This is a genomic window from Jannaschia seohaensis (genome assembly GCF_900116765.1).
GTDB lineage: Bacteria > Pseudomonadota > Alphaproteobacteria > Rhodobacterales > Rhodobacteraceae > Jannaschia > Jannaschia seohaensis.
The window spans coordinates 926,806-951,629 of the sequence record NZ_UETC01000001.1; the positions used below are offsets into that span (position 1 = coordinate 926,806).

General features: G+C 69.1%; 28 protein-coding genes. 10 read left to right on the top strand and 18 right to left on the bottom strand.

The window, feature by feature from the left end; genetic code table 11:
* Positions 1 to 4: 4 nt before the first annotated feature.
* Both DTQ71_RS04370 and rimO read right to left on the bottom strand, forming a co-directional pair.
* On the bottom strand, positions 5 to 283 hold the full coding sequence (locus tag DTQ71_RS04370; RefSeq protein ID WP_109563036.1) for a YrhK family protein: 279 nt from the start codon (positions 281 to 283) through the stop codon (positions 5 to 7).
* A gap of 53 nt (positions 284 to 336) precedes the next feature.
* Positions 337 to 1,710, bottom strand: coding sequence for a 30S ribosomal protein S12 methylthiotransferase RimO (rimO, locus tag DTQ71_RS04375; protein WP_170125286.1), 1,374 nt, complete (start codon positions 1,708 to 1,710; stop codon positions 337 to 339).
* Positions 1,711 to 1,811: 101 nt separating this feature from the next.
* Between rimO and DTQ71_RS04380 the strand changes: the two genes are divergently transcribed.
* The 4 genes from DTQ71_RS04380 to DTQ71_RS04395 all read left to right on the top strand — a co-directional run bounded on the left by DTQ71_RS04380 (position 1,812) and on the right by DTQ71_RS04395 (position 5,986).
* Positions 1,812 to 3,809, top strand: a complete 1,998-nt coding sequence (locus DTQ71_RS04380; RefSeq protein WP_109563037.1) for an AsmA family protein — start codon at positions 1,812 to 1,814, stop codon at positions 3,807 to 3,809.
* A gap of 78 nt (positions 3,810 to 3,887) precedes the next feature.
* Positions 3,888 to 4,583: a phosphatidylserine decarboxylase gene (locus DTQ71_RS04385; protein WP_109563038.1), complete on the top strand. Its 696-nt coding sequence runs from the start codon at positions 3,888 to 3,890 to the stop codon at positions 4,581 to 4,583.
* A 1-nt stretch (position 4,584) separates the two neighbouring features.
* Complete coding sequence (gene pssA / locus DTQ71_RS04390; protein WP_172500037.1) at positions 4,585 to 5,319, top strand: CDP-diacylglycerol--serine O-phosphatidyltransferase; 735 nt, start codon at positions 4,585 to 4,587, stop codon at positions 5,317 to 5,319.
* A gap of 19 nt (positions 5,320 to 5,338) precedes the next feature.
* Complete coding sequence (locus DTQ71_RS04395; protein ID WP_109563040.1) at positions 5,339 to 5,986, top strand: class I SAM-dependent methyltransferase; 648 nt, start codon at positions 5,339 to 5,341, stop codon at positions 5,984 to 5,986.
* Between the two features lie 15 nt (positions 5,987 to 6,001).
* Here the strand turns inward: DTQ71_RS04395 and DTQ71_RS04400 are convergent, their stop codons facing one another.
* Both DTQ71_RS04400 and DTQ71_RS04405 read right to left on the bottom strand, forming a co-directional pair.
* On the bottom strand, positions 6,002 to 7,291 hold the full coding sequence (locus DTQ71_RS04400; protein ID WP_109563041.1) for a UDP-N-acetylglucosamine 1-carboxyvinyltransferase: 1,290 nt from the start codon (positions 7,289 to 7,291) through the stop codon (positions 6,002 to 6,004).
* Positions 7,292 to 7,356: 65 nt separating this feature from the next.
* Positions 7,357 to 7,986, bottom strand: coding sequence for a GcrA family cell cycle regulator (locus tag DTQ71_RS04405; protein ID WP_109563042.1), 630 nt, complete (start codon positions 7,984 to 7,986; stop codon positions 7,357 to 7,359).
* A gap of 261 nt (positions 7,987 to 8,247) precedes the next feature.
* On the opposite strand from DTQ71_RS04405, the gene DTQ71_RS04410 reads away from it, so the two are divergent.
* Positions 8,248 to 8,982 (top strand): ABC transporter permease, encoded by a 735-nt coding sequence (locus DTQ71_RS04410; protein ID WP_245947221.1) that lies wholly within the window; start codon positions 8,248 to 8,250, stop codon positions 8,980 to 8,982.
* Positions 8,983 to 9,019: 37 nt separating this feature from the next.
* Here the strand turns inward: DTQ71_RS04410 and DTQ71_RS04415 are convergent, their stop codons facing one another.
* The 3 genes from DTQ71_RS04415 to DTQ71_RS04425 all read right to left on the bottom strand — a co-directional run bounded on the left by DTQ71_RS04415 (position 9,020) and on the right by DTQ71_RS04425 (position 12,121).
* Positions 9,020 to 9,880: a DMT family transporter gene (locus tag DTQ71_RS04415; protein WP_245947193.1), complete on the bottom strand. Its 861-nt coding sequence runs from the start codon at positions 9,878 to 9,880 to the stop codon at positions 9,020 to 9,022.
* 52 nt (positions 9,881 to 9,932) lie between these two features.
* Positions 9,933 to 10,859: an ornithine carbamoyltransferase gene (argF, locus tag DTQ71_RS04420; RefSeq protein ID WP_109563045.1), complete on the bottom strand. Its 927-nt coding sequence runs from the start codon at positions 10,857 to 10,859 to the stop codon at positions 9,933 to 9,935.
* Positions 10,860 to 10,933: 74 nt separating this feature from the next.
* Positions 10,934 to 12,121 (bottom strand): aspartate aminotransferase family protein, encoded by a 1,188-nt coding sequence (locus tag DTQ71_RS04425; RefSeq protein WP_109563046.1) that lies wholly within the window; start codon positions 12,119 to 12,121, stop codon positions 10,934 to 10,936.
* A gap of 149 nt (positions 12,122 to 12,270) precedes the next feature.
* On the opposite strand from DTQ71_RS04425, the gene DTQ71_RS04430 reads away from it, so the two are divergent.
* Complete coding sequence (locus tag DTQ71_RS04430) at positions 12,271 to 12,846, top strand: cytochrome P460 family protein (RefSeq protein WP_109563047.1); 576 nt, start codon at positions 12,271 to 12,273, stop codon at positions 12,844 to 12,846.
* 170 nt (positions 12,847 to 13,016) lie between these two features.
* On the opposite strand, the gene DTQ71_RS24820 is transcribed toward DTQ71_RS04430, so the two are convergent.
* Complete coding sequence (locus DTQ71_RS24820) at positions 13,017 to 13,532, bottom strand: transposase (RefSeq protein ID WP_407066386.1); 516 nt, start codon at positions 13,530 to 13,532, stop codon at positions 13,017 to 13,019.
* 155 nt (positions 13,533 to 13,687) lie between these two features.
* Between DTQ71_RS24820 and DTQ71_RS04440 the strand changes: the two genes are divergently transcribed.
* Entirely contained in the window at positions 13,688 to 14,398 is a 711-nt protein-coding gene (locus tag DTQ71_RS04440) for a CDP-alcohol phosphatidyltransferase family protein (protein WP_109563048.1), read from the top strand.
* On the opposite strand, the gene DTQ71_RS04445 is transcribed toward DTQ71_RS04440, so the two are convergent.
* Genes DTQ71_RS04445 through cobS form a run of 4 tightly spaced genes read right to left on the bottom strand, consistent with a single transcriptional unit; the run spans position 14,385 to position 17,156 of the window.
* Positions 14,385 to 14,708 (bottom strand): hypothetical protein, encoded by a 324-nt coding sequence (locus DTQ71_RS04445; RefSeq protein WP_109563049.1) that lies wholly within the window; start codon positions 14,706 to 14,708, stop codon positions 14,385 to 14,387. The two genes, DTQ71_RS04440 and DTQ71_RS04445, sit on opposite strands and share 14 nt — an antisense overlap.
* Positions 14,709 to 14,711: 3 nt before the next feature.
* Positions 14,712 to 15,734: an endonuclease/exonuclease/phosphatase family protein gene (locus DTQ71_RS04450; RefSeq protein ID WP_245947194.1), complete on the bottom strand. Its 1,023-nt coding sequence runs from the start codon at positions 15,732 to 15,734 to the stop codon at positions 14,712 to 14,714.
* On the bottom strand, positions 15,731 to 16,411 hold the full coding sequence (locus DTQ71_RS04455; protein ID WP_109563050.1) for a molecular chaperone DjiA: 681 nt from the start codon (positions 16,409 to 16,411) through the stop codon (positions 15,731 to 15,733). Before DTQ71_RS04455 ends, DTQ71_RS04450 begins: the two co-directional genes overlap by 4 nt.
* A gap of 10 nt (positions 16,412 to 16,421) precedes the next feature.
* Positions 16,422 to 17,156 (bottom strand): adenosylcobinamide-GDP ribazoletransferase, encoded by a 735-nt coding sequence (cobS, locus tag DTQ71_RS04460; RefSeq protein WP_109563051.1) that lies wholly within the window; start codon positions 17,154 to 17,156, stop codon positions 16,422 to 16,424.
* A gap of 77 nt (positions 17,157 to 17,233) precedes the next feature.
* Here cobS and cobT point away from each other — a divergent pair, with 77 nt between their 5' ends.
* Positions 17,234 to 18,235, top strand: coding sequence for a nicotinate-nucleotide--dimethylbenzimidazole phosphoribosyltransferase (gene cobT / locus DTQ71_RS04465; protein ID WP_109563147.1), 1,002 nt, complete (start codon positions 17,234 to 17,236; stop codon positions 18,233 to 18,235).
* Here cobT and DTQ71_RS04470 read toward each other — a convergent pair.
* Complete coding sequence (locus DTQ71_RS04470; protein WP_109563052.1) at positions 18,232 to 18,708, bottom strand: hypothetical protein; 477 nt, start codon at positions 18,706 to 18,708, stop codon at positions 18,232 to 18,234. The genes cobT and DTQ71_RS04470 overlap by 4 nt on opposite strands.
* Before the next feature lie 47 nt (positions 18,709 to 18,755).
* On the bottom strand, positions 18,756 to 19,130 hold the full coding sequence (locus tag DTQ71_RS04475; protein WP_109563053.1) for a hypothetical protein: 375 nt from the start codon (positions 19,128 to 19,130) through the stop codon (positions 18,756 to 18,758).
* Positions 19,131 to 19,194: 64 nt separating this feature from the next.
* Here DTQ71_RS04475 and DTQ71_RS04480 point away from each other — a divergent pair, with 64 nt between their 5' ends.
* Together DTQ71_RS04480 and DTQ71_RS04485 are read left to right on the top strand one after the other, a co-directional pair.
* On the top strand, positions 19,195 to 19,944 hold the full coding sequence (locus tag DTQ71_RS04480) for an alpha/beta fold hydrolase (protein ID WP_109563054.1): 750 nt from the start codon (positions 19,195 to 19,197) through the stop codon (positions 19,942 to 19,944).
* A 116-nt stretch (positions 19,945 to 20,060) separates the two neighbouring features.
* Positions 20,061 to 20,288, top strand: a complete 228-nt coding sequence (locus DTQ71_RS04485; RefSeq protein ID WP_109563055.1) for a hypothetical protein — start codon at positions 20,061 to 20,063, stop codon at positions 20,286 to 20,288.
* A 6-nt stretch (positions 20,289 to 20,294) separates the two neighbouring features.
* Here the strand turns inward: DTQ71_RS04485 and folD are convergent, their stop codons facing one another.
* The 4 genes from folD to DTQ71_RS04505 form a co-directional block, all read right to left on the bottom strand.
* Positions 20,295 to 21,191: a bifunctional methylenetetrahydrofolate dehydrogenase/methenyltetrahydrofolate cyclohydrolase FolD gene (gene folD, locus DTQ71_RS04490; protein WP_109563056.1), complete on the bottom strand. Its 897-nt coding sequence runs from the start codon at positions 21,189 to 21,191 to the stop codon at positions 20,295 to 20,297.
* A gap of 184 nt (positions 21,192 to 21,375) precedes the next feature.
* The gene (locus tag DTQ71_RS04495) at positions 21,376 to 23,049 is read right to left on the bottom strand and encodes a formate--tetrahydrofolate ligase (protein WP_109563057.1); all 1,674 of its coding nucleotides are present in this window, start codon (positions 23,047 to 23,049) and stop codon (positions 21,376 to 21,378) included.
* Positions 23,050 to 23,535: 486 nt separating this feature from the next.
* Positions 23,536 to 24,117: an MOSC domain-containing protein gene (locus DTQ71_RS04500; RefSeq protein WP_109563058.1), complete on the bottom strand. Its 582-nt coding sequence runs from the start codon at positions 24,115 to 24,117 to the stop codon at positions 23,536 to 23,538.
* Between the two features lie 13 nt (positions 24,118 to 24,130).
* The gene (locus DTQ71_RS04505) at positions 24,131 to 24,766 is read right to left on the bottom strand and encodes a hypothetical protein (protein ID WP_109563059.1); all 636 of its coding nucleotides are present in this window, start codon (positions 24,764 to 24,766) and stop codon (positions 24,131 to 24,133) included.
* Positions 24,767 to 24,824: the final 58 nt, after the last annotated feature.

The following is a 24,824-nucleotide window of genomic DNA, read 5'->3' on the forward strand; positions in this document are numbered from 1 at the left end:
CGGCTCAGCCGAGCCGGTCGGCCAGGCGGTCTTCGTCCCCCATGGCGGCCAGCTTCACCTCGCGCAGGAAGCTGATGGTCGGCTTGGCGGCGAACAGGACCGATCCGATCACGAAGAGCGTGATCGCCGTCGTCTCGACCGTCCTCCAGTAGAACAGGACCGAGCCGGCCAGAAAGCAGAGCGCGGCGCCGAAGTCGATGGCGGTGTAGAGCAGCTCGCAGGCGGCGTAGAACGCCTTGCTGTTTTCGTTGGTCTGGCGGTTTTCGTGGCGGAACAGGCCCATCCCGGTCTCCCTCGGCAACGTGTCGGTCGCAGCGGAAACGGTGAGACCCTCTTTCAGGTTTCGACCCGCTGCCCCCACAGATCGTATTCCGACGCCTCGTCCACCTCGACGGTCAGGATGTCGCCGGGCGCAAGCCCCTCGAATCCTTCGTCGATGAAGAGATTGCCGTCGATCTCCGGGGCGTCCGCCTTGGTGCGGCAGGTCGCGCCGTCGGGGTCGACCGAATCCACGATGACCTGCTGGCGCGTGCCGACTTTGGCTTCCAGCTTCGCGGCCGAGATCGCCTGCGCCTTTTCCATGAAGCGGGCGTGGCGCTCGGCCTTGACCTCGTCGGGGACGTGGTCGGGCAGGGCGTTGGACCGGGCACCGGCGACGTTCTCGTATTGAAACGCCCCGACCCGGTCGAGCTGCGCCTCGTCGAGCCAGTCGAGCAGGGTCTGGAACTCCGCTTCGGTCTCGCCCGGATAGCCGACGATGAAGGTGGAGCGCAGCGCGATCTCGGGGCAGATGGCGCGCCATTCGGCGATCCGGTCCAGCGTCTTTTCGGCGGCGGCGGGGCGGGCCATGCGGCGCAGCGTATCCGGGTGGGCGTGCTGGAAGGGCACGTCCAGATAGGGCAGCACCAGCCCCTCCGCCATGAGCGGCACCAGATCGCGCACGAAGGGGTAGGGATAGACGTAGTGGAGCCGGACCCAGGCGCCGAGGCCGCCCAGATCGCGGGCAAGTTCCACGATCTCCTGCCCCGCCTGCTTTGAGCGGTCCTTCCAGTCGGTCCCGTAGGCGGAGGTGTCCTGGCTGATGACCAGCAGTTCCTTCACCCCCGCCTCGACCAGCTTTTCGGCCTCGCGCAGCACGGCGCGGGCGGGCCGCGAGACCAGTTTGCCGCGCATGTCGGGGATGATGCAGAACTTGCACTTGTGGTTACAGCCTTCGGCGATCTTCAGATAGCTGAAGTGACGCGGCGTGAGGCTGACCCCGCTGGCCGGCAGCAGATCGACGAACGGGTCGGGGCTGGGCGGCACGGCGGCGTGAACCGCGTCCAGCACCTGCTCGTATTGATGGGGGCCGGTCACGGCCAGCACCTTGGGGTGCGCGCCGGTGATGTAGTCGGGCTCAGCCCCCAGGCAGCCGGTGACGATGACGCGTCCGTTCTCGCGCAGCGCCTCGCCGATGGCGTCCAGGCTCTCGGCCTTCGCGCTGTCGAGGAACCCGCAGGTGTTCACGATCACCGCTTCGGCGCCCTGGTAGTCGGGCGAGATGGCATAGCCCTCGGCGCGGAGCCGGGTCAGGATGCGCTCGCTGTCGACCAGCGCCTTGGGACAGCCCAGAGAGACCATGCCGATCCGGGGTTGGCCGGGCCGGGCGTCGGTGGGCAGCGTGGCGCGGGGCGCGAGGTCCGGGCGCAGGTCGGGCGGGTTCTGAGACATGGGGGCCACATAGGCCGGAGGGAAAGCGACGGGAACCCCTTGCAGCGCGGCCAACTGGCGATACCGTGATTCGAAAAGGTCCATTGAGAGAGGCCGAGCAGATGAAATGGCTCTTCCGCGTCGTCCTGACGCTCGCGGCGCTGGTTGGCATGGCCGTCCTGGCGCTCCTGTTCGTGCCTGCCGATCCGGTGGTGCGCCTCGCCGCCGAACGGATCCAGCAACAGACCGGCCGGATGCTCTCGGTCGAGGGGTCCGTGCGGGCGACGCTCTGGCCGCGGCTGGGCGTACGCGCCGAGGGGATCGCGCTGTCGAATGCCGATTGGGCCGGGGCCGAGCCGATGATGACCGCGCGGGCGCTGGAGATCGGCTTGGACCCCATGGCGCTGATCCGCGGCGCGCTCGCCATCGAAACGCTGGAGGTGGAGGGCGCCGTTCTGGACCTCGTCCGCCGCGGCGATGGCGTTGGCAACTGGGCGTTGCCGGGCCAGGGATCGACGGGGCGCGTGACGACGGGCGAGACGCCTTCGCGGGACATCCGCGTGGCGCGCGCCGCTCTGACGGATGCGCGGATTGCCTTCCGCGACCTCGGGAGCGGTCAGGACTGGTTGCTGGAGGCCGTGGACCTGGCCGCGTCCCTGCCGGGGCTGGACGGGCCGCTGGGCCTGACGGGCTCGGCGCTGATGAACGGGGTGGCGTTCTCCGTCGAAGGCCGCGTGGACGGGCCGGTGGCCCTGGCAGAGGGTGCGCTGACGCCGGTGCGGCTGGCGTTGCGCTCTGGCGGGTCGGAGGTGGTGCTGGAGGGTCGGGCGGACCTGGACCCGGTCTCCTTCGAAGGACGGCTGCGCGTGGCCAGCGACGACCGCCTCGCCCTGCTGCGGGCTGTGGGGGGCACGCCGCCGGACCTGCCCAAAGGGCTGGGCCGCGACCGTCTGGCCGCCCTGTCGGAAGTGACCCTCGCTCCGGAGGGCAGCCTGCATCTGCGCGGGCTGGACCTGACGCTGGACGGCAATGCTCTGTCGGGTGGGCTCGACCTAGTGCCGGGGGAGGAACGCCCGCGCGTGACCGCCACGCTACAGGCCGACGCGCTGGACCTGACGGCGCTCAGCCGCGAGGGGCAGGGCGGCGAGAGCGCCCTCGTGACCGAGACTGGGTGGGGCCGCGAGACCATCGACGTCTCGGCGCTGTTCGCGGTCGATGGCGATCTGACCTTCACCTCCGGCCCAGTCACGCTGGGTGATGCGACCCTGGATGCGGTGGCGCTGTCGGCGACGCTGGACCGTGGCCGCGCCGTCGCCAGCTTCCGCCCGATCCTGGCCTATGGCGGCGAGATCACCGGTGAGTGGGTCGTCAATGGGCGGGGCGGTTTGTCGACGCGGGCCGTGCTGGACCTGACCGGCTTGCAGATGCAGCCGTTCCTAACCGAGTTCGCCGATTTCGACCGGCTGGTCGGCGAGGCCAACCTGTCGGTCAACCTGTTGGGGGTGGGCGATACCGCGCAGGCGCTGATGGACAGTCTCGACGGAGAGCTGGCCTTCCGCGTCGGGCGCGGCGAGATTCTGGGCCTCGATTTGGCCGGCATGATCCGCACGCTGGACCTGAATTATCGTGGAGAGGGCCAGAAGACGGTCTTCGATGGGATCTCCGGCAGCTTCGCGGTGACCGATGGCGTGATGCGGGGCGAGGACCTGGCCTTCGACGCGCCGCTGCTCGCGGCGACGGGGGCGGGCGAGGTGGATCTCGCCGCGCAAAACCTCGACTATCGGCTGATGGCGACGCTGCGCCGCAACGCCGAGAGCGCGGGCGTCACGGTCCCGGTTCTGTTCCAGGGCCCCTGGTCCGACCTCTCGATCCGGCCCGATCTGGAATGGCTGGCCCGGCGCGAGCTGGAGGCCCGCGCCCGCGAAGAAGCCGCCAAGATCGAGGCCCGCGTCCGCGCCGAGGCCGAAGAGGCCGCCCGCCGCGCCGAACAGGCCGCGCGCGAGCGGCTGGCCGCCGAGCTGGAGGTCGATGTCGAGTCGCTGGGCTCGCGCGAGGCGATCGAGGCGGCGATCCGCGACCGGGTGGGAACGCAGTTGCTCGACGCGCTGCGGAGCCGGTAGGGGGCGTCGCCCGGCCCCCGCTGGACCCTCAGCGCCCCACGCGTTATCTGCGCGTTAACCCGGACCGGAGCGCAGAGCATGGGCGTCAGCCTGAAAGATACCGTTATCAAGCCCCTCCATCCCGAGGGCCCCAAGTTCATCGCCATCTTCGCCATCGCGTCGGTGATCGGCGGCATCCTGTGGGATCCGCTGGGGGTGATCGGGCTCGCGCTGACCGTCTGGTGCTACTATTTCTTCCGCGATCCGAACCGGGTCGTACCGATGGAGCCGGGACAGGTCGTCTCTCCGGCAGATGGTCTCGTATCGCTGATCGAGCCGGCCGTTCCCCCGGCCGAACTGGGCCTGGGCCCCGACCCGCTGATGCGCGTCTCGGTCTTCATGTCGGTCTTCGATTGCCACGTGAACCGCGCCCCCGTGGCGGGTGAGGTCACGGCCATCGCCTACCGGCCCGGCAAGTTCCTCTCCGCCGAGCTCGACAAGGCCTCCGAGGAGAACGAGCGCAACGGACTCGTGCTGACGATGGAGGACGGCACCCGGCTGGGCGTCGTGCAGATCGCGGGGCTGGTGGCGCGGCGCATCCTTTGCGAGGTGGACGAGGGCGCGCGGCTCGGGCGGGGGGAGCGCTTCGGCATCATCCGCTTCGGCTCGCGCCTCGACATCTACCTGCCCGACGGCACCGCGCCGAAAGTCGCGGTCGGACAGAAGATGACCTCCGGCGAATCCGTCATCGCCGTGCTGGGCGATCCGACCCCCGCCACCGCGCGGGAGGTCTGATTTGGCCGAGGAGAGAGGCGAAACGGGCCGCGCCATCGGCGTGATCGCTCTGATCCCCAATCTCGTGACGATCCTGGGCCTGTGCTTCGGCCTCACCGCGATCCGTTTCGCGGTCGATGACCGATACGATATTGCGGCGAGCCTCCTCATCATGGCCGCGCTGATCGACGGGATCGATGGCCTTCTGGCGCGCAAGCTCAATGCGGCCTCTCCCTTCGGCGCGGAGCTCGACAGCCTGTCGGATTTCGTCTGCTTCGGCGTGGCGCCGGCGCTGATGGTCTATCATTTCGGCCTCAAGGACGTGCTGAACCTGGGCTGGATCGCGGCGCTGACCTTTGCGATCTGCTGCTGTCTGCGGCTCGCCCGGTTCAATGTGGCGACCAAGGGGGAGACCAAGGACTCGCGCTTCTTCACCGGGGTTCCGGCCCCTGCGGGCGCCATGCTGGGGCTGTTTCCGGTGACGCTCTACCTCGCGGGCTTCGTGGACCTGCGGGACTGGCAGTGGATCGTCGCCATCTGGATGTTCGCCGTGGGGGGGCTGATGATCGCGCGCTTCCCGACGATTTCGCTCAAGGCGATGCGGGTCAGCCGGGAGAACGCGATCTACGTGCTGCTGGGCGCGGCCGTGGTCATCGGCCTGATGCTGACGCGCATCTGGTTGTTCCACGTTTGCGCGACAGTTCTATATCTTGCTTTGCTTGCCTGGGGGTTCCTGCGCCATCGGCGCGCCGCCTGAACAAGGAGACGACGATCCGATGGATGCCGATGCCGTAACACAGACCTATCGCCGTTTGGCGCCGATCTACGATGCCACCTTCGGGCGCGTCACCGGACCGGGCCGCCGCCGCGCCGCCGCGCACGTGAACGCGCGCGGGGGCATCGTCCTGGAGGTCGGCGTCGGCACCGGGCTGGCCCTGGGGAATTACGGGGCCGACGTTCGGGTCACGGGCATCGACTATAGTGAGGAGATGCTGGCCCGGGCGCGGCTGCGCCTCGCCGATGAGGGGCTGTCACAGGTGCAGGAGCTCCGCCAGATGGACGCGCGCCATCTGGACTTTCCCGACGATCATTTCGACGCCGTGGTCGCGATGTATCTGATCTCGGTCGTGCCCGAGCCGCAGCGCGTCCTGGCCGAGATGGCGCGTGTCTGCAAACCCGATGGCGAGATCGTCCTGGTCAACCATTTCGCGACCGAGCGCGGCGCCCTGGCCTGGCTCGAGCGCAAGCTCGGCCCCTTCGCGGACCGGCTGGGATGGCACGCGGATTTCGACATCGGGACGGTCGTCGGATCGGGCCATGTCGAGGAGCTGTCGCGGGAGCGGATCGCACCGTTCGGGCTGTTCACCTTTCTCACCCTGCGCCCCCGGCGCCCGGACCCGGCGCGGAGCGCGGCGGCCGGCTGACCGCCGCAATCCGCTTCAGTTTTCCCAGGTGATATCCGCGCCCAGCCGGGTCAGGTTCTCGGCAAAGTTCGGATGCGCCCGTTTCACCGGCCCCGCGTTCAGGATGCGCGACTGGCCCGGAATCTGGATCGCCGCGATCAGAAGGCCCACGACCACGCGGATGATATAGGGCGCCTCGACCTCGGCGGGCTTGAGCCGGTTGCCGCCGAAAACGATCAGGCGGTGCGGGTCCGACAGATGGCAGCGGACGCCGAACTTCGCCAGCTCGGCCGACCAGCCCATCGCTCCCTCATAGACCTTGTTCCAGAACATCACGTCGCCGGTGCAGCCCACCGCCACGCCGATCGCTTGCGGCAGCAGATCGGCGGGGAAGTAGGGCCAGGGCGCGGCCTCGATCTTGGGGGTCATCTGCGCGGTCAGCGGGGGCGTGACGTCGCGGGTCCAGCCGGTGACGGTGACGGCCCCGGGCTGGACGTCGAATTGCAGCCCCAGCTTGGCGAACTGGTCCAGGATCAGGGGCATCTCGCCCAGAATATCGCTCTCCACCGTCACCCGGCCGCCGCTGACGCCTCCCAGCGCCAGGAAGGTCGCGACCTCGTGGTGGTCGTCCGGCACGCGCCGGTCGGCCCCGCCCAGGCTGGCCGCGCCCGTCACCGACAGGCGGGAGGTGCCGATCCCCTCCACCGTCGCGCCCATCTCCACCAGCATGTGGCAGAGCGCCTGGACATGCGGCTCGGAGGCGGCGTTGGTCAGAACGCTCGTCCCCTCCGCCATCGAGGCGATCAGCAGGAAGGTCTCGGTCGCCGTGACCGAGGCGTATTCCGCCCAGATCGCCTGCGCCGACGGGCGCCCCGCGAGGGTCAGATCGATCTCGTCCCCAGCGGCCTGTTCGGCGCCGAAGCGGCGGAGGATCGCGATATGCGGGTCGATCTCCCGGATACCCAGCGCGCACCCCTTGGCGTCCACGTCGAAGCGCAGCCGCCCATGCCGCAGGAGAATCGGCGCCAGCAGCATGATCGCCGAACGGATGCGCAGCGGCAGTTGCTCGATCGCATCGGCATTCAGCGCCGTGGGATGGCGGACCTCCAGGATCTGCGCCGCCTTGTCATAGGAGACGGCGCTGCCCAGCGCGCGGAAATAGTCGAGGAACTTGTCGACATCCGTGATGTCGGGCACGTTCGTCAGCCGCACCGGCGCGTCGGTCAGCAGCGTCGCGCAGAGCATCGGCAGGACGGCGTTCTTGTTGCCGTTGGGGCGGATCGTTCCCGAAAGGGGACGCCCCCCGTTCACGACGAGATTGGCCATGAGGGACTCCCGGTCAGGTCAGCGGGGCGCACGGGCGCGGGGCCCGGGCGCGCGGCGCGGATCGGTCAGCGGCGGCGGTCGCGGCGCGAGGACATCGGCTGGAACGCGACCGAGACATGCGCCTCGCAATAGGGCTTGCCCGCCTGAACGGGCAGTCCGCAGAACCAGAATTTCTCGGTTGCCGGGTCGCCGATCGGCCATTTGCAGGTCCGCTCGGTCAGCTCCATCAGGCTGATTTTCTTCGCCGTCTTCTCGACCGCATTGACCTTGGCCAGGGCCTCGGCGCTGATTTCGTTGGCCGAAGGTTGGGGCGGGAGCGGTTGGCCGGCCATCAGCGGCTTGCGCAGCGGCGTGATGTTCGTGCCATGGGGGACGGCGGCCATGGTGCGGGGCTCGTCGTCGTCGTCCTCTTCCTCCGGTTCGGGCGCGGCGGCCACTTCAGGCGCGGCCTCGGGCTCCGGCGCAGGCTCCGGCGCAGGGGGCACAACCTCGGGCGCGGCGGGCGCGGCTGCGGCCGCTGCGGCGGGGGCCTCTTCTTCCTTGTTCTGGTTGCGGTTGGACAGGCCGAGGCGATGGACCTTGCCGATCACCGCGTTGCGCGTCACGCCGCCCAGCTCCTTGGCGATGGTCGAAGCGCTCGCCCCTTCGCCCCACATGCGCTTGAGCGTCTCGACGCGCTCGTCGGTCCAGGCCATTCTTGTCTCCGTCATTTGCTCGCAAGGGGCGCATCCCGCGTCGGGCCTGTGCGTGCGTGCACGGGCCAACCCCTCGGTATGTCCCTATTGTAAGGTCTGCGCGGGCCGTTACAAGCGGCCCCCGGACCGACCCGGAGGACACCGATGCCAACCGACGCCACCGTGCCACGCCCCGACGCCCCCGTTCCGGGTCACGGCGACCCCCACGGGGCCGGCGTGCGCCGCTTCGGCCGCGTCAACTGGCTGGGCACCTGGACCCTGATGGAGCGGGAGGTTCGCCGCTTCATGGCGGTCTGGACCCAGACGCTCCTGGCGCCGATCGTGACGGCGGGGCTGTTTCTGATGATCTTCACCATCGCCGTGGGCAGCAGCCGGGGCGAGGTGATGGGGGTCAGCTTCCTGCACTTCCTGGCACCCGGCATCCTGATGATGACGGTGATCCAGAACAGCTTCGCAAATGTGTCCTCTTCGATCACCTCGGCCAAGGTGCAGGGCAATATCGTCGACACGCTGATGCCACCGCTGTCGGCGGGCGAGCTGCTTGTCGGCTATCTCGCGGGCGGCATCGCCCGGGGCGTGATCGTGTCGGTGGCGATCTCGCTGGTGCTGTTCCCGACCATCGGGCTCGGCGTCGCGAACCCGGTCATGGCGCTGGTCTGGGTCGTCCTGGGCGGGGCGTTCCTGGGCGCGCTGGGCATCGTCGCGGGGATCTTCGCGCAGAAGTTCGACCAGATCGCGGCTATCACCAATTTCATCGTCACGCCGCTGAGCTTTCTGTCCGGGACGTTCTACTCGCTTGAGACGATGCCGCCGGTCCTGGCGACGATCAGCCATGCGAACCCGGTCTTCTATCTGATCGACGGGCTGCGGAGCGCCGTGCTGGGCGTCTCGGATTCCTCGCCTTGGCTCGGCTTTCTGGTGGTAGCGCTCTCGACGGCTGCTGTCGGCTCGCTGGCTTGGTGGATGTTCCGGACCGGGTTCCGGCTGAAGGCCTAGGCGGTCCCGCGGCGCGCGCGGGCCGGCTGGCCCGCTCTCAGATCGGACGCGCGGCGGGCTGAGGTCGGTGCGCGCGCCCCTCCCGCCAGGCCAGCACCAGCGCGCCCGTTACGATCATCGCGGCGCCCGTCCATCCCACCGCGTCCGGCAGGACGCCGAACAGCATGAAATCGTAAAGCCCCGCGAAGACCAGCGTCAGGTAGATGAAGGGCGTCACGAAGCTCGTCTCCGCCCGTCGCAGTCCGTTGACGAAGCAGCCCTGCGCGCAAGCCATGGCGAGACCCAGCGCCACCATGGCTGCCCATTGCGCGCCCGTCGGCGTCTGCCAGACGGGCAGGACGGTGAGCGTCGCCAGGATCACGCCGAGGCCGTTGGAAAACGCCAGGATCGCGAGCGGGCCGTCGCTGCGGGTAAGCCGCTTGATCAGCAGCACCTCCGCGCCCAGGGCCAGTGCTGCCCCCAGCGCCAGCAGCGCGCCCGGGGCGAAGACGCCCGTCCCAGGGCGGATGAGCAGCAGCCCCCCGGCCAGCGCGATGGCGGCGGCGGTCCGGCGTACGGGGCCGACCCGCTCCCCCAGGAACAGAACCGCCAGGATCATCGCCACCATCGGGTTGAGGAAGCTGATCGCCGTCGCCTCGGCCAGCGGGATCGTCGCGACCGCGGCGAACATCAGCGTCACGCCGCCCCAGCCGAAAAGGACACGCAGCGCGTGCCAGCGCAACTGCGCGAAGGAGATCGCCGGGCGCAGCGCCACCACGACCGCCGCAATCGCCAGCCCGGCGAATGCGAAGCGGCCGAAGGTGATCTGGAACGGATGGAGCGGGGCGCCCAGCGCGTCGGTGCCGAGCGCCTTCGCGAGCAGCGTGGTGGCGGCGATGAAAGCGCCGGCGCCGACCATGAAGATCGCCGCGACGCGCCTTGTTCCGAAATCTTCGCGAAGACTTCGTCCGTCAGACACCAAGACACCAGCGCATGATCGCCTTCTGCGCATGGAGCCGGTTCTCGGCCTCGTCGAACACCACCGAGCGGGGGCCGTCGAGAACCGCATCCGTGATCTCTTCCCCGCGATGGGCGGGCAGGCAATGCATAACCAGCGCATGGTCCGGCGCGGCTTCCATCAGACGCTCATTGACCTGGAAGGGGCGCAGCAGGTTGTGGCGGCGCTGGCGCGAGCTCTCCGGGTCGCCCATGCTGACCCAGGTATCGGTGACGACGAGGTCGGCGTCGCGCACCGCCGCCTCCGGGTCGCGCTCGATGCGCACCTCGCAGCCCGCGCTCCGCGCCGCACCGATCAGCGCGGGATCCGGGTCGAGCTGCGCGGGACCCGAAAAGGTGAAATGGAACCCGAAACTGGCCGCGGCATGCAGGAAGCTTTGAGCGACGTTGTTGCCGTCCCCCATCCAGGCGACGCGCTTGCCCCGGATGGGGCCGCGATGCTCTTCGAAGGTCATGACGTCGGCCATGATCTGGCAAGGGTGCGAAGTGTCGGTCAGGCCGTTGATCACGGGGACGGTGGCGTGCTCGGCCATCTCCGCCAGGATGTCCTCGCCGAAGGTGCGGATCATGATGAGGTCCACATAGCGGCTGAGCACGCGAGCCGTGTCGGCGATGGTTTCGCCATGGCCGAGTTGCATCTCGGCGCCCGACAGCACGATCGACGTGCCCCCCATCTGGCGGACGCCCACATCGAAGCTGACGCGGGTTCGGGTCGAGGGCTTTTCGAAGATCAGCGCGACGACATGCCCTTTCAGCGGCAGGTCGTCGTCTGGCGTACCCTTGGGGCGCGTGCCTCGGGTGGCCTTCATTTCGCTTGCCGACTCTAAGATCGTGCGCAAGTCGGCGGGTGCGGTGCGGTGAATGTCGAGGAAATTGGGCATGGCGGTCTCCGAGGCCGAGGGCTGGGGGCTCTGCCCCCAGACCCCCGGAGTATTTCTGGCCAGAAGAAGGAGGGTCAGGCCACGGATGCGGGGGCGACTGAGGCCGCGGCATGGTCGAGACGCGCGATGGCCTCGCGGATGTCCTCGTCCTCGATGTTGAGCGGTGGCAGCAGGCGGACCGTGTTGTCGGCGGCGGGCACGATGCAGACCTCTTGCGCATAGGCGGCCTGGACGACATCGCCCGCCGGGACCTTGCATTTCAGGCCCAGCATCAGACCCGATCCGCGGACCAGTTCGAACACGTCCGGGTGGGCGGCGACCAGACCCTCCAGCCCCTGGCGCATCAGGCCGGCCTTGCGGCGGACCTCGGAGAGGAAGGCCTCGTCGGCCACGATCTCCATCACCGCGTTGCCCACGGCGCAGGCGAGCGGGTTGCCGCCATAGGTGGAGCCGTGGGTGCCGGCGGTCATGCCGGAGGCGGCCGCCTCGGTGGCCAGCAATGCGCCCAGCGGAAAGCCCCCGCCGATGCCCTTGGCGACCATCATGATGTCCGGCGCGATCCCCGCCCATTCATGGGCGAAGAGCTTGCCGGTCCGGCCCATGCCGCATTGCACCTCGTCGAGGATCATCAACACGCCGGTCTTATCGCACAGTTCGCGAAGGCCCTTGAGGCAAACGTCGGGGACCGGGATGATCCCGCCTTCGCCTTGCACCGGCTCCAGGATGACGGCGGCCACGTCCGGCTCGGCCATTGCCGCCTTGAGCGCCTCGTGATCGCCGAAGGGCAGGTGTCGGAAGCCGGGCAGGAGCGGGCCGAACCCCTTCGTCATCTTCTCGGACCCCGCCGCCGCGATGCCCGCGGCGGAGCGGCCGTGGAACGAGCCGGTGAAGGCGAGGATCACGTTCCGCTCCGGCTGGCCCTTATCGAACCAGTATTTCCGCGCCATCTTCACTGCCAGTTCGCAGGCTTCCGTCCCGGAATTGGTGAAGAAGCAGGTATCGGCGAAGGTCGCCGCGACCAGCCGATCGGCCAGCTCCTCCTGTTGGGGGATGTGGTAGAGGTTGGAGGTGTGCCACAACTGGCCCGCCTGCCGCGTCAGTGCCTCGGTCAGCTTGGGATGCGCGTGGCCCAGCACGTTCACCGCGATGCCCGCGCCGAGGTCCAGGAAACGTCGCCCGTCCTTCTCCACCAGCCAGGCGCCTTCGCCCGAGACGAAGCTCAGCGGCGCGCGGTTGTAGGTGGGCAGGATGGGGGACATCATCTCCGTGGTCCTTTATATGGGTCAGAGGCGCCCGGCATCGCGCGAAACGGGCCACCTGTCAACGCGCAAGCACCGGTCACGTCTTCTTGCATAGGCCGTGAGCTGCGTGCCGTGCTTATGCTGGCAACAACACATAAGGGAGCCCTATCATGCGCCGTCTTTCCATGCCCGCCCTCGCCGCGGTCCTCTTCAGTTTTCCGGTCTCCGCGCAGGAGGCGCCGACCTGCGCCCTGCCCGCCGACCGCTACGACATGACCGCTGAGCAGATCGACGCGATGTATGACTGCATGTCGGATTACATGATCCAGGGCTATCAAGCCGAGGGGGACGAGATCGCGATGGCTTATCGCGGCTGGACCCAGGCCTCGATCCGGCCTGCCGTGGCAGGCGTCCACGGGGAGCGCTTTCTTAACACGTTCGTCAACGATGTGGGCGCGGAGCAGTATCTCAGGTTCGAGGAGGGCGACTTCGAGATGCCCGTGGGCTCGATCCTGGCCAAGGAGATGATCGGGATCCGCGACAATGGCGACGCGCGCCGTGCACCGCTGTTGATCATGACCAAGGTGGATGACGCGCCCGAGACCGACGGGTGGCGCTATTCCGGTGTGCAGCCGACCGGACAGGCCCTGCGCGTCAGCCAGAGCTTTTGCCACGATTGTCACGTGAACTTCGACGCCTCCGACTCGATGGGCTATCCGGTGGAGGAGGTCCGGGCCCCGAACTGACGGTCTGGGCTCCGGACCCAATTGAACCAGTTGGTGAAGGCGGTGGCGATGTGAGCGGCGGCGGGGCAGCTTCGCCCGAGCGTGTCGGGTCGGGTCGCGGCGCGGCGCCCGTCCTTGAGGCGGCGCCACCTTCGCTCGGCGAGGTGTCGCGCGCGGGAGGCAGTCCGATCCTATGAGATCGAGACGCGCCGAAAGGTTATGGCGGGACGATCGCTTCCGTACCGCGCTTGGCCAGCCCGTGCAGCTTGGACGCCCCCCCGGCGGGAGCAGCCTATCCCTTGCGCGAAGGCGCCCCCCCTTTTGCGTCGGCCACCAAGCGGTGGGCCTTCACGTGGGGCGCGCCGATCGAGACCTCCGCATGCGACCCGTGGATGCCGGTATGGCCGGCCGGCGCCGTAGATCCCATGCGCGACGCTCTGCCGGGGCCACCTGTTGAAGCGGTTATCGACGGTCTTATATTGGCCGCGGACTGCCGGGCAGGGCCGCCACCGCGCGCCCGGCCGTAGCATGTGCAGAGAGATCACCCTGCGGTCGTCGACCCGCCACGCACGGCGCTGACCGAACGGCAGATGCGGCGCGTTCCGCGCCCACTCCGCATCGCTGATCCAAGAATGCCCCCTGGCCGTCCTGCTCCCCAAACCGCTCGGAAAGGTTGAATCACCGAGGACCCGTGGCGGAAATGCCAATGGGATACCGTGCTCAGGGGGCGGGGAAATCCCCGCCCTACGCGGGCACAGCTGGCCCCAGGCGCGTTGGGGCCGTGTCGTAGGGCGGGGATACCCCCGCCTTCCGTCCCGCCGCGTGCTTGCGCAGCGCCGTCGACTCCGCCAGAGTCCAGCGGATGGAGCAGCCCCGCAAATGGTCGCGCACCCGTGCGCATTCCGTCCATGCGCTGACGGCCACCGGCGCTGTCTTCGCGATGTTCGCGCTGCTGGCCGCGGTCGAAGCGAACTGGTCCTGGATGTTCCTGTGGCTGCTGGCCGCGCTGTTGGTGGACGGCATCGACGGGCCGCTGGCGCGGCGCTACGACGTGGATCTTCACGCGGCACGCTTCGATGGGGTGCTGCTGGACCTCATCATCGATTACCTCACCTATGTCTTCATCCCGGCCTATGCGCTCTATGCCTCCGGCATCGTGCCGGGCTGGCCGGGGTGGGGGATGCTGATCGTCATTCCCTTCGCCTCCGCGCTCTATTTCGCGGATGTGCGGATGAAGACCGAGGATGCGAGCTTCGAGGGCTTCCCGGGCTGCTGGAACATGTTCGCGCTGGTGGTCTTCGTCCTTCAGCCGAATCCCTGGATCGTGCTGATCCTCTCGCTCGTTCTGTCGGTCGCGATGTTCCTGCCGATCCGGTTCGTGCATCCCGTTCGGACGGCGCGCTGGCGGCCGCTGACCCTCGCGGTGTCGCTGGCCTGGATGGTGTTAGCGGTCATGGCCGCTTGGGGCGAGTTCGGGCTGTCAGGGGCCTGGGCCTGGGCATTTGGGCTGACCTCGACCTATCTTCTGCTGGCGGGGCCTCTGCAACAGTTGCTCGACCTCAGAGGTCGATAGCGCCTTCGGGCGGGGGGCCGAGCTCCTCGACCTCCTCCTCGCGCTTGCGGCGGATGAGGATATCGCCGTTCTCCAGCACTTCGGGCGCGTGGTAGAGGGTCAGGTCGATCCCGCTCAGCTTGTCGCTCCAACGCTCCAGCAGGGGGCCGGCATCGCGGGCGAGATCTTCCAGGTCGCGGAAGGTGGGCTCCATCTCCTGCATCAGGCCGTCCATGAAAAGGCGCAGGCCCTGCTCCATCGCGGAGCGGCCTTCGCCTTCCTGGGCGGCGGCGGGCAGGCAGAGGAACGGGAGGAGGAGAAGCAGGCGCATGCCTCAGATGTGGGGCGAGGCCGGGGCCAGATCAAGGATCACGGGGAAGTGGTCGGACGCGTCGAGCAGGTCGCGTTGCAACGCGGGATCCTTCAAGGCGCGGGGTGCGTCGAACGGATGCAGGATCGTCCAATGGGCGCGGGGCACGAGGCCCGCATCGACCATCGCGAAGTCGATAAGCGCGTTCATGTAGCACTCGGCATGCGAATCCCAGAAGCGGGCGGTCGCGGGCTGCGCCGCGCCGAGCCGAGGTGGGCGGGCCGCAGGGTCGTAGAGGGCGTCGGGGCCGTCGCCCAGGACGATCTCCAGGCCCGAGCGGCCGAATAGCGCTTCGAACCGGTCCAGGCCGGGGCCGTCGTTGAAATCCCCCGCGACGATCAGGCGTCGGCCCTCGGCCAGCCGCTGATCCACGCGGCGCCGCAGCCAGATACACTGCGCCAGCTGCTTGCGCCGGTTCTGGATGGCGATCCGCATCGCATCGTCCGCGTCCTTGGCGCCACGGGCGGCCTTGGACTTGGCGTGCACGCCGATCAGGTGCAGCACCTCGCCCTCCACCTCCAGATCGATCTCCAGCGGCGGTTTGGACCAGGCGAGGCGATCGGCCCGCAGATCCAGATCGACATCCAGCTGAAAGATCCGGTCGAAGCGCGGAGCCTCCGGACTTTGCCCCGGGGCGTGGCTGGGCGTGACGCGGTCGGGGTCGTAGAGCAGGGCGATCTCTTGCTGGGTGTCGTTCGGGAAGCCCAGCAGCGAGCGGGACATGCGGAGCCCGGCCTGCTCGGCGAAGATCTCCAGCGCGGCCCCGCCCGCGCGGCGCATCGACGTGTCGGGCGCCTCCTGGATCACGATCGCATCGGCGTCGATCGCGCGCAGGACACCTGCGATGGCGTCCAGCTGCCGCGCCTTGGGCACGCCGTAGCGGCCATGCTCCTGCACCTGCAAAGGCTGGCCGTCCTCGTCGAAAAGCTGGTCGAACCACTCCACGTTCCAGGTGGCGAGCCGCAGCGATGTCCGTGCTTGGCTCACGCGGTGCCGGCCTGGATCCGCTCCCAGGCGCGATTGATGGCGACGAGACGCTTTTCGGCCAGCTTCACCGCTTCCTCGGGCAGGCCGCGCGCGACCATGCGGTCGGGATGGGTCTCGCGGACCTGCGCGCGCCAGGCCGCCCGGACCTCTTCCATCGGTGCGCCCGGCTCGACGCCCAGAATCTCCCAACAATCGGGCTCGGCGCCGGGCACGAGCCGGGTGCGCAGCGCGCGAAACTCGCGGTCTGGAATGCCGAAGATCTCCGCCACCCGGGTCAGAAAGGCATCCTCCGCGGGGTGGTAGTCGCCATCGGCCAGGGCGATGTGGAACAACCCCTCCATCAGATCGCGCAAGACCGGACCGTCGCCCTTAAACATGGCCGCGATGCGGGCGGCGTAATGCTCGAACCCGGCCACGTCCGTGCGGGCCAGATCGAACACGCGGGCGGCGTTCTCGATCTCGCGTTCGGGGATGACGAAGACTTCGCGAAAGGCGGTTACCTCGTCGCGGGTGACGCGGCCATCGGCCTTGGCCATCTTGGCGCTCAGCGCGATGACGGCGATGGTGAAGGCGACGGAGCGTTCCGGCGGGGCGCGCAGCGGCTCGAAGAGCTGCGACAGCCGCTCCCCGGGGGCCAGACGCGCGAGCGCTTGCATGATGCGTTGCCAGATCGTCATGGGAGCGACCCTAACGTGCCACGAGCGCCGCGAGAACGGCGATTTCCGTCACTTGCTGCACCGCGCCCAGCACGTCGCCCGTCTGTCCGCCGATCTTGGCCTGCGCCAGCGCGGCCACCCCGGCCGCCGCCAGCGCCGCCATCGCCAGACCGAACAGGCCGTGCGGCCCGCCCTGCGTCGCCAGCGCCGCCAGTGCCAGCGCCAGCGCGATCCAGAGGCAGCGCGCCGAGGGCCGCCCCGCCCCCCGTGCCAGCCCGTCCTCCCGCGCGGGAGGCATATGGCGCAACAGCCCCACCATCGAGGCCCGGCTGACGACGCCCGCCACGACGCATACGCCGATCAGGTTGCCCTGCGACAGCGCGAGCTCCAGCACAACCCAGCGGGCGAGCAGCGACAGCACCAGCGCCAGCACGCCATAGGTGCCCACGCGCGAATCGCGCATGATCTCCAGACGCCGGGCGCGGTCGAACCCGCCCCAGAAGCCGTCGGCGCAATCCGCCAACCCGTCCTCGTGCATCGCGCCGGTCAGCATGACCAGCAGCGTCAGCGTCACCGCCGCGGCCAGCCCTCCGGGCAGGCCGACAGCCGCCACGGCCATGCCGGCCAGCGCGGCCGGCAGGCCCACCAGCAGGCCCATCAGCGGCCAGGCCCAGGCGGCATCGGCGGCCCGCGCCGTCGGCACGCCCCGCACCGGCAGGCGGGTCAGCAGCATCGTGGCCGAGATGAGATCGGAGCGGAGCGACATGGGACCGAAGGCGTAAGTGTCTTCCGGCGGATAGCGAGCGCTTGCGCCTCGGTAAAGTCATCGCCATCACGGCGGCCATGACCGTACTCGACAGCTTCCCCGCCCTCCGCACCGCCCTGGCCGACCTGCCGGGCTCGGACGCCTCCGCCGCTCAGGCCGCCGCCGACCGCAACGGTCAGCTCACCAAGCCGCCCGGCGCGCTAGGGCGTCTGGAAGAGCTGGCGCAATGGTATGCCGGGTGGCGCGGCGACCCGCGCCCTACGATCTCGGCGCCGCAGGTGCTCGTCTTCGCCGGCAATCACGGCGTCGCGGCGCAGGGTGTCAGCGCTTTCCCGGCCGAGGTGACGGTGCAGATGGTCGCCAATTTCCGTGCGGGCGGAGCGGCGATCAACCAGCTCTCGGACCTGGCCGGGGCGCGCATGGACGTGCATGCTCTGTCGCTGGAGACGCCCACGGCGGATTTCACCCAAGGCCCCGCCATGAGCGAAGCCGAGGCCTGCGCCGCCTTCGCCGCCGGCTGGGACGCGGTGGACCCGGGGGCCGACCTGTTGGTGACGGGCGAGATGGGGATCGCCAACACCACATCTGCCGCCGCGATTGCCGCCGCCCTGCTGGGCGGTACGGGCTGGGCCGGGCGCGGGACCGGGATCGACGATGCGGGGCTGGCGCGCAAGGAGGCCGCTGTCGCCGCGGGCCTCGCCGCCAATCCGGGACGGACGGGGCTGGAGGTGCTCGCCGCCCTCGGCGGGCGGGAGATCGCGGCCATGGCCGGGGCCATCGCGGCCGCTCGGGCGCGGCGGATCCCGGTGATCCTGGACGGCTTCATCTGCGGCGCGGCGGCGCTCGTCTTGCAGGCCGAGCGCTCGGATGTGCTGGACCATTGCGTCGCGGGCCACCTCTCGGCGGAGGGCGCGCATCGGCGGATGCTGGACGCGATGGGCAAGGCGCCGCTGCTGGATCTGGGACTCCGGCTGGGCGAGGGCTCGGGCGCTGCTCTGGCGGTTCAGGTGCTGCGCGGCGCGTTGGTCTGCCATTCGGGCATGGCGACCTTTGCCGAAGCCGGGGTGGCTGAGGGCTAGGCGCGGTCGCGCTGCGCGATCATCATCGAGAGCGCATCGGACAGGATCTTGGTCTCCGCCCCGCGCGTGACGCCGCCGATACCCACGCGCCGGCCGATCCGCCACCACATGCCGGGCACCCAGGCCCGGCCAAGCGGTTCGTCCAGCCGGATCAGGAAGCCGTTGGACGGCTTGAAGCTGAACAGCGCCCGGTCGACCGAGACGATCCGGTCGAGCGGCGCGATCACGCGTCCGCTCTCCTCGCGCAGGCCGGTCTCGTCGAGCACGATGCCTTGGGCCGATCCGACCCAACCCCGATGTCCCAGAACCAGAGCAGCGATCCCCAGCACGACCAGGAAGATCCGCCACCCGAGCACCTGCGGCGGGTGCGCGACCGCAAGATAAAGCAGCGCCAGCCCCAGTACGATCTGGACGACGAGGCCGAAGGCGCGACGGGGGGCGGAAGGATAGAGGATATGGATGGGCTCGGACATGAGCGCGACCTAGCCGGGTCGCGCTCCGGCCACAATGAAAAGCGCGCTCAGGTCAGCCCGCGCCAGGCCAGCACGGCCAGAACCAGCCCAAACACGATCAGCAGGCGCAGTGCGACCAGCCCGATCAGGCCCGATCGCGCGCGGCGGCGATATTTCCCCTCGGGGATCGCGGCCAGATGCCGCTCCAGCATGGCGCAGGTTTCGACCACGCGGCCCGCGTCCAGGTTGCGCGCCGTGGCGGGGTTGGCGAGCATCGCGCGCGCGGTCGAAAGCTCCCGCGCCTGGGCCAGCGCGGCGCGCGGCAGGCGGCCGCGCGCGCCGGCCAGCTTCGCCTCGAGCGACCCGGACAGGTGCAGCCGCTCCCCCAGGGCGGCCTCGACCGCGTCGATCCGCGCGGCCACGTCGCGATGCATCCCGTCCATGGAGGCAGCCTAGGGCGCGCGCGTCGCCCTGGCCATCGCATCGGCGGCAGGATACTCCGTTTCCATGCTCAACATGATCCGCCACGGCAGCCCGACCGACCGACCGCCCCTCCTGATCGCGCATGGCCTCTTCGGCTCGGCGCGCAACTGGGGCGTGATCGCCAAGCGCCTGTCGGACACGCGCGAGGTCGTGGCGGTCGACATGCGCAACCACGGCGCGTCTTTCTGGGACGCGGCCCATGGCTACGAAGATCTCGCCGCCGATCTCGCCGAGGTCATCGGAGACCGGCCCCATGACGTGCTCGGCCATTCCATGGGCGGCAAGGCGGCGATGGTGCTGGCGCTGACGCGGCCCGAAGCGGTGCAGCGCCTTGTCGTGGCCGATATCGCGCCGGTTGGCTACCGCCACACGCAAGGGCACCTCATCGACGCGATGCGGGCGGTCGACCTGAGCCGCGTCACCCGCCGCTCCGACGCCGCCGCGCAGCTGACCCAGGTGCCCGAGGACGGGACGCGGTCCTTCCTGCTGCAATCGCTCGACGTCGCGGCAGGCCGCTGGACCCTCAACTTGGACGCGCTGGCCGACGAGATGGATCGCATCATCGGCTTCCCGGAGATCGAAGGGCGCTTCGACGGCCCGACGCTGTTCCTGTCGGGCGCCAACAGCGATTACGTGCGGGCCGAGCATCGCGACCGGATCCTCGCGCTTTTCCCGGGCGCGAAATTCGCGCGTATTCCCGGGGCGGGCCACTGGCTGCACGCCGAAAAGCCGCGGGAGTTCGAGGCAGCGATTCGCGTCTTTCTAGATAAATGACCCGCGTCCCGGCCCGGTGAGACGGAAGGCCGAACCTCGGCGAGGCGCTTCGCCCCGCCCCCTCGGAGCCCGGATTTTGCCACGCCTTCGCCTTAGAACCAATTTATGTCGATTGCATGGAACCGTTGCTGGATGCCGTCTCTGTTTTCGCCGCCTGCACCGACCTCTCGATCGATGTCGTGATGGGGGAGAAATATCCCACCCTGACGATCCGCCAGGGCCCGGGATCCTATCTCTGCGCCTCCGCAGCCCTGACCGCCGCCCCCTACGTTGCCGCCGGCGTCGCGCTGCTGAGCGTGGTCTCGATCCTGCGCCGCAGCCGTCTGAGGCGCCGCTACCGCTGATCGGCGTCAGGCGGTCAGGCCCTCCGGCGCCGGCAGTCCATGGGTCCGGCAGCAGGCCGTGAGCGTGTTGGCCAACAGACAGGCGATGGTCATGGGGCCGACGCCCCCCGGAACCGGCGTGATCGCGCCAGCGACCTCGACCGCTTCGGCGAAGTCCACATCCCCCACCAGGCGGGTCTTGCCCGGCAGATCGGGATGCGGCACCCGCGTGATGCCAACGTCGATCACCGTCGCGCCGGGCTTGACCCAATCGCCCTTGACCATCTGCGCCCGCCCGACCGCCGCCACCAGGATATCCGCCCCGCGGCAGACCTGGTCCAGGTCGCGTGTCCGCGAATGCGCCATCGTGACCGTGCAGTTCTCCCGCAGGAGCAGTTGCGCCATCGGCTTGCCAAATAGGTTCGAGCGCCCGATCACGACCGCCGAGAGGCCGCTCATGTCGCCCAGCCGGTCCCGTAACAGCATCAGACAGCCCAGCGGCGTGCAGGGCGTCAACGCGTCGCCGCCGGTGGCGAGCAGGCCCGCATTCACCACGCTCAGCCCGTCCACATCCTTCGCCGGATCGATCCGCGCCACCGTCCGTCGCTCATCCAGGTGGTCCGGCACGGGGAATTGGCACAGAATGCCATGCACCGCGGGGTCCGCGTTCAGCCGGTCGATCAGCGCGAAGAGCTCCGCTTCCGGCACGTCGGCGGGCAGGCGGTATTCGAAGCTTTCCATCCCGGCGGCCACCGTCGCCTTGTGCTTGTGGCCGACATAGACCTCGCTCGCCGGGTCCTCACCCACCAGAATCACGGCCAGACCGGGGGTGACGCCCGCCGCCTTCACCCGCGCCACCTCTGCCGCGACCTTCTCCCGGATGCCCGCCGCGAAGGCCTTTCCGTCGATGATCTCTGCCGTCATGTCGTCTCCTACCGGCGCCCGTCTGGTCCGTTTCCCCGCGCTCATTCCTAGCTCACGAAGAGACGGCAGCGGGGCGCCCCCTCTTCTTCCCTGTTTAAATATCCCCGCCGGAGGCCGCGGCTGGTCCGGGGCTCGATGCCCCGGACCAGCCGCCCCCGGCGCGACGATCCGGGGCGGCGCACCCCTAAAACAGCCCCTCGATCTCGCCCGCCTCGTTCAGGCCGATCTTCTCGGCCGAGGGCACGCGGGGCAGGCCCGGCATTGTCATGATCTCTCCGCAGATGACCACCACAAAGCCGGCCCCGGCCGAAAGCCGCACCTCGCGCACCGGCACGGAATGGCCGGTCGGTGCGCCGCGCAGGTTGGGATCGGTGCTGAAGGAATACTGAGTCTTCGCCATACAAATCGGGAGAGCGCCATAGCCTTGCTCTTCCCAGGCGCGCAACTGGTCGCGGATCTTCTTGTCCGCCAGAACCTCGTCGGCGTGGTAGATGCGCTTGGCGATAGTCTCGATCTTCTGGAAGAGCGGCATGTCGTCCGGATAGATCGGCGCGAAATTCGCCGTCCCCGCCTCCGCGATCTCGGCCACGCGCCGCGCCAGCGCCTCGGACCCCTTGGAGCCGTCGGCCCAGTGCTTCGAAACGATCGCCTCGGACCCCTGGGTCTGGACGTAATCCTTGACGGCCTGGACCTCGGCCTCGGTGTCGCCGGTGAAGTGGTTGATGGCCACGACCACGGGAACGCCGAAGCTTTTGACATTGCCGATATGGCGGCCGAGATTGGCGCATCCGGCCTTGACGGCTTCAACGTTCTCGGCGCCCAGGTCGGCCTTGGCCACGCCGCCATTCATTTTCATCGCCCGGACGGTCGCCACCAGCACGACGCAATCAGGCGCGATCCCGGCCTTGCGGCACTTGATGTTCATGAACTTCTCCGCCCCGAGATCCGCCCCGAACCCGGCCTCGGTGACGACGAAATCGGCCAGCTTAAGCGCCGTGGTCGTCGCGATGACCGAGTTGCAGCCATGGGCGATGTTGGCGAACGGCCCGCCATGGACAAAGGCGGGGTTGTTTTCGAGCGTCTGCACCAGGTTCGGCTGCATCGCGTCCTTCAAGAGCACGGTCATCGCCCCGTCCGCCTTGATGTCGCGGCAGTAGATCGGCGTCCTGTCGCGGCGATAGGCGACGATCATGTCGCCCAGCCGCCGTTGCAGGTCGGCCAGGTCGGTGGCGAGGCAGAGGCAGGCCATGACCTCGGAGGCGACGGTGATGTCGAAGCCCGCCTCGCGCGGGAAGCCGTTGGCCACCCCGCCCAGGGACGCCGTGATCTGGCGCAGCGCGCGATCGTTCATGTCGACCACCCGGCGCCAGACGACCCGGCGGATGTCGATCTCAAGCTCGTTGCCCCAGTAGATATGGTTGTCAATCATCGCCGCCAGCAGGGAATGGGCGCTGGTGATCGCGTGGAAGTCGCCTGTGAAGTGGAGGTTCATGTCCTCCATGGGCACGATCTGCGCATAGCCGCCCCCGGCCGCGCCGCCCTTCATCCCGAAATTCGGGCCGAGCGAGGCCTCGCGGATGCAGATCATCGCCTTCTTGCCGATGGCGTTCAGCCCGTCGCCCAGGCCCACGGTCGTGGTCGTCTTGCCTTCGCCGGCGGGGGTCGGGTTGATCGCCGTCACCAGGATCAGCTTGCCGTTCGGCCGGTCCTTGACGCTGTCGATGAAGCGCTGGCTCACCTTCGCCTTGTCATGGCCGTAGGGCAGCAGATCCGCCGCGCCGATTCCGGCCTTCTCCCCGATCTCCTGGATGGGGCGCTTCTTCGCGGCGCGCGCGATCTCGATATCGGTGAGAGGCATCTGGGGTCGGTCCTTCCTTCGCAGCCAGGGCATGCCATGACTGCTAGCCCGGCGGACAGGGGCACGCGGCGCTCATATGCGACATTGTGCGCGATGGGCGCGCCGTTCGGCGAACGGCGCGGCGCGGATCGGAAACCCCGGTCCGGTCCGGCGATCACAAGCGCGTGAGCGGCGTCCGATCACGGGAACATGATTCGGCTTTCGTCGTTCTTTCACAAATGACGCGCTATGGTCTGTGCGTGCGTGCTCAAACCGCTCGAAGGAGAGGACCCAATGACCGCCACGTCGCTGCTGATCCATGCCGGCTTCGCCTCCGGCCTCGCGCGCGCCATGCTCACCGGCTTGGCGCTCACCTGATCCCGATCCGGGCCGGCACTCCCCAACGTCCGGTCCGGTTCCCCGGAGACCTCCCCCGGTCTCCGTCCCCCGGCGGCGCGTCGATTCAGGCTCTGTCCCTCGCCTGGATCGGCGCGCCGCTTTCTTGTTTCAGGCGCCGCGCCAGGGCCGCTGGTCCGGGATATGCAGTCGCAGCCGGCCGCCCAGCCGCAGCATCCCCTCCCGCTCGACCCAGGCCGCGACGCCCCGCCGCCCCTGTGCGGCCCGCTTGAACTTTCGTCCATGCCCGGGCGCATCCGCGTCGATCACCGGCGCGGGGAGCTGGCAGGGACGGTTCTCCATATCCACCACCAGCGTCGCTCCGTCCTCCGCCTGAATCCGCGACGACGGGGGCAGATGCGTCAGGTCCGGGATGCCGGAGACGATCAGCGTCGCACCCGCCCAGGCCGGATCGAAGCGCTCCACGCCGATCTTCGCGGCGATCTCCGACAATTCCTCTTCGCTCATGATGCAAAGCTGTCGGACGTTGCGGATCTCCGTCCCCTTCGGATGTTGCGCCACCACGCGGGAGCAGGAGGGCCGGGTGAGCCCGCCATGGGCCTCGCCCTCGGGGCCGGCGAGGGTCAGGTGCAGCGTCTCGCGCGGGTCGGAGGCGAGGGCCGCGTCGCGGTCGGCGACCACGCCCAGCCAGACGATGCGGCCGGTGACGTCGGTCGGCTTGAGGGCGGGCATCGCGGTGGTCCTGTCAGGTGGGGCGGGCGCGGCGACCGGCCCAGACGGCGACGGCCAGCAGGATCGCGACCGCGCCGCCCAGTTCCAGCCACTCCTCGACATGGGCAAGCCTGTCGTTGAGGGCTTGCGACACCTCGATGCCGAGCGGCCGCAGCTTGCGCCCGATCCCGTCGAAGCCCTTCGCGATCACCAACGCGATCAGCGCGCCCACCGTGAGCCAGGGCCAGAGCCGGCCCGTGCGCATCGCCCGCCAGGTCGGGCCGGCGCCGTGTCGGATCAGGCGCAGACCGGTCCAGAGCGCGAAGAAGACGATGGCGAGGCCCACCAGCTTCTCCCAGAGCGGGAAGGCCCCGGTGTAGAAGCGGGATTTCAGGATCCCGCCGGACAGGAGGGACTTGTCGAGGTCCAGTTCCCGGCCGGCCGCGAACAGCAGCGTGACGGGGACCTGCCAGAGGCGGCCCAGAAGGTCCGGCGCGGCCGCTACGAAGGCCAGCGCGGCGCCCAGATAGGCGACGACCGACGCGATCTCCACAGGGCCGTCCTCACCGTAGAGGCCGTCCGATCCGCGCACGAAGAGCAGGATCGCGAGGATGATGGCGAGGCTCGCGAAGACGACGAGGCGCGGTATCGTGGTGACGGATGCGGCCATGACAATTCGACTATCGCCGATGAAGACGCTTCGAAAGTTTCACGAACGAAAGCCCCCC

What these genes read in the sequence shown, in the direction of transcription:
- DTQ71_RS04370 (WP_109563036.1), bottom strand. Translation starts at nt 283, where the DNA reads ATGGGCCTGTTCCGCCACGAAAACCGCCAGACCAACGAAAACAGCAAG.
- rimO (WP_170125286.1), bottom strand. Translation starts at nt 1,710, where the DNA reads ATGTCTCAGAACCCGCCCGACCTGCGCCCGGACCTCGCGCCCCGCGCC.
- DTQ71_RS04380 (WP_109563037.1), top strand. Translation starts at nt 1,812, where the DNA reads ATGAAATGGCTCTTCCGCGTCGTCCTGACGCTCGCGGCGCTGGTTGGC.
- DTQ71_RS04385 (WP_109563038.1), top strand. Translation starts at nt 3,888, where the DNA reads ATGGGCGTCAGCCTGAAAGATACCGTTATCAAGCCCCTCCATCCCGAG.
- DTQ71_RS04395 (WP_109563040.1), top strand. Translation starts at nt 5,339, where the DNA reads ATGGATGCCGATGCCGTAACACAGACCTATCGCCGTTTGGCGCCGATC.
- DTQ71_RS04400 (WP_109563041.1), bottom strand. Translation starts at nt 7,291, where the DNA reads ATGGCCAATCTCGTCGTGAACGGGGGGCGTCCCCTTTCGGGAACGATC.
- DTQ71_RS04405 (WP_109563042.1), bottom strand. Translation starts at nt 7,986, where the DNA reads ATGGCCTGGACCGACGAGCGCGTCGAGACGCTCAAGCGCATGTGGGGC.
- DTQ71_RS04410 (WP_245947221.1), top strand. Translation starts at nt 8,248, where the DNA reads ATGGAGCGGGAGGTTCGCCGCTTCATGGCGGTCTGGACCCAGACGCTC.
- DTQ71_RS04415 (WP_245947193.1), bottom strand. Translation starts at nt 9,880, where the DNA reads ATGGTCGGCGCCGGCGCTTTCATCGCCGCCACCACGCTGCTCGCGAAG.
- argF (WP_109563045.1), bottom strand. Translation starts at nt 10,859, where the DNA reads ATGCCCAATTTCCTCGACATTCACCGCACCGCACCCGCCGACTTGCGC.
- DTQ71_RS04425 (WP_109563046.1), bottom strand. Translation starts at nt 12,121, where the DNA reads ATGATGTCCCCCATCCTGCCCACCTACAACCGCGCGCCGCTGAGCTTC.
- DTQ71_RS04430 (WP_109563047.1), top strand. Translation starts at nt 12,271, where the DNA reads ATGCGCCGTCTTTCCATGCCCGCCCTCGCCGCGGTCCTCTTCAGTTTT.
- DTQ71_RS04440 (WP_109563048.1), top strand. Translation starts at nt 13,688, where the DNA reads ATGGAGCAGCCCCGCAAATGGTCGCGCACCCGTGCGCATTCCGTCCAT.
- DTQ71_RS04445 (WP_109563049.1), bottom strand. Translation starts at nt 14,708, where the DNA reads ATGCGCCTGCTTCTCCTCCTCCCGTTCCTCTGCCTGCCCGCCGCCGCC.
- DTQ71_RS04455 (WP_109563050.1), bottom strand. Translation starts at nt 16,411, where the DNA reads ATGACGATCTGGCAACGCATCATGCAAGCGCTCGCGCGTCTGGCCCCC.
- cobS (WP_109563051.1), bottom strand. Translation starts at nt 17,156, where the DNA reads ATGTCGCTCCGCTCCGATCTCATCTCGGCCACGATGCTGCTGACCCGC.
- cobT (WP_109563147.1), top strand. Translation starts at nt 17,234, where the DNA reads ATGACCGTACTCGACAGCTTCCCCGCCCTCCGCACCGCCCTGGCCGAC.
- DTQ71_RS04470 (WP_109563052.1), bottom strand. Translation starts at nt 18,708, where the DNA reads ATGTCCGAGCCCATCCATATCCTCTATCCTTCCGCCCCCCGTCGCGCC.
- DTQ71_RS04475 (WP_109563053.1), bottom strand. Translation starts at nt 19,130, where the DNA reads ATGGACGGGATGCATCGCGACGTGGCCGCGCGGATCGACGCGGTCGAG.
- DTQ71_RS04480 (WP_109563054.1), top strand. Translation starts at nt 19,195, where the DNA reads ATGCTCAACATGATCCGCCACGGCAGCCCGACCGACCGACCGCCCCTC.
- DTQ71_RS04485 (WP_109563055.1), top strand. Translation starts at nt 20,061, where the DNA reads ATGGAACCGTTGCTGGATGCCGTCTCTGTTTTCGCCGCCTGCACCGAC.
- folD (WP_109563056.1), bottom strand. Translation starts at nt 21,191, where the DNA reads ATGACGGCAGAGATCATCGACGGAAAGGCCTTCGCGGCGGGCATCCGG.
- DTQ71_RS04495 (WP_109563057.1), bottom strand. Translation starts at nt 23,049, where the DNA reads ATGCCTCTCACCGATATCGAGATCGCGCGCGCCGCGAAGAAGCGCCCC.
- DTQ71_RS04500 (WP_109563058.1), bottom strand. Translation starts at nt 24,117, where the DNA reads ATGCCCGCCCTCAAGCCGACCGACGTCACCGGCCGCATCGTCTGGCTG.
- DTQ71_RS04505 (WP_109563059.1), bottom strand. Translation starts at nt 24,766, where the DNA reads ATGGCCGCATCCGTCACCACGATACCGCGCCTCGTCGTCTTCGCGAGC.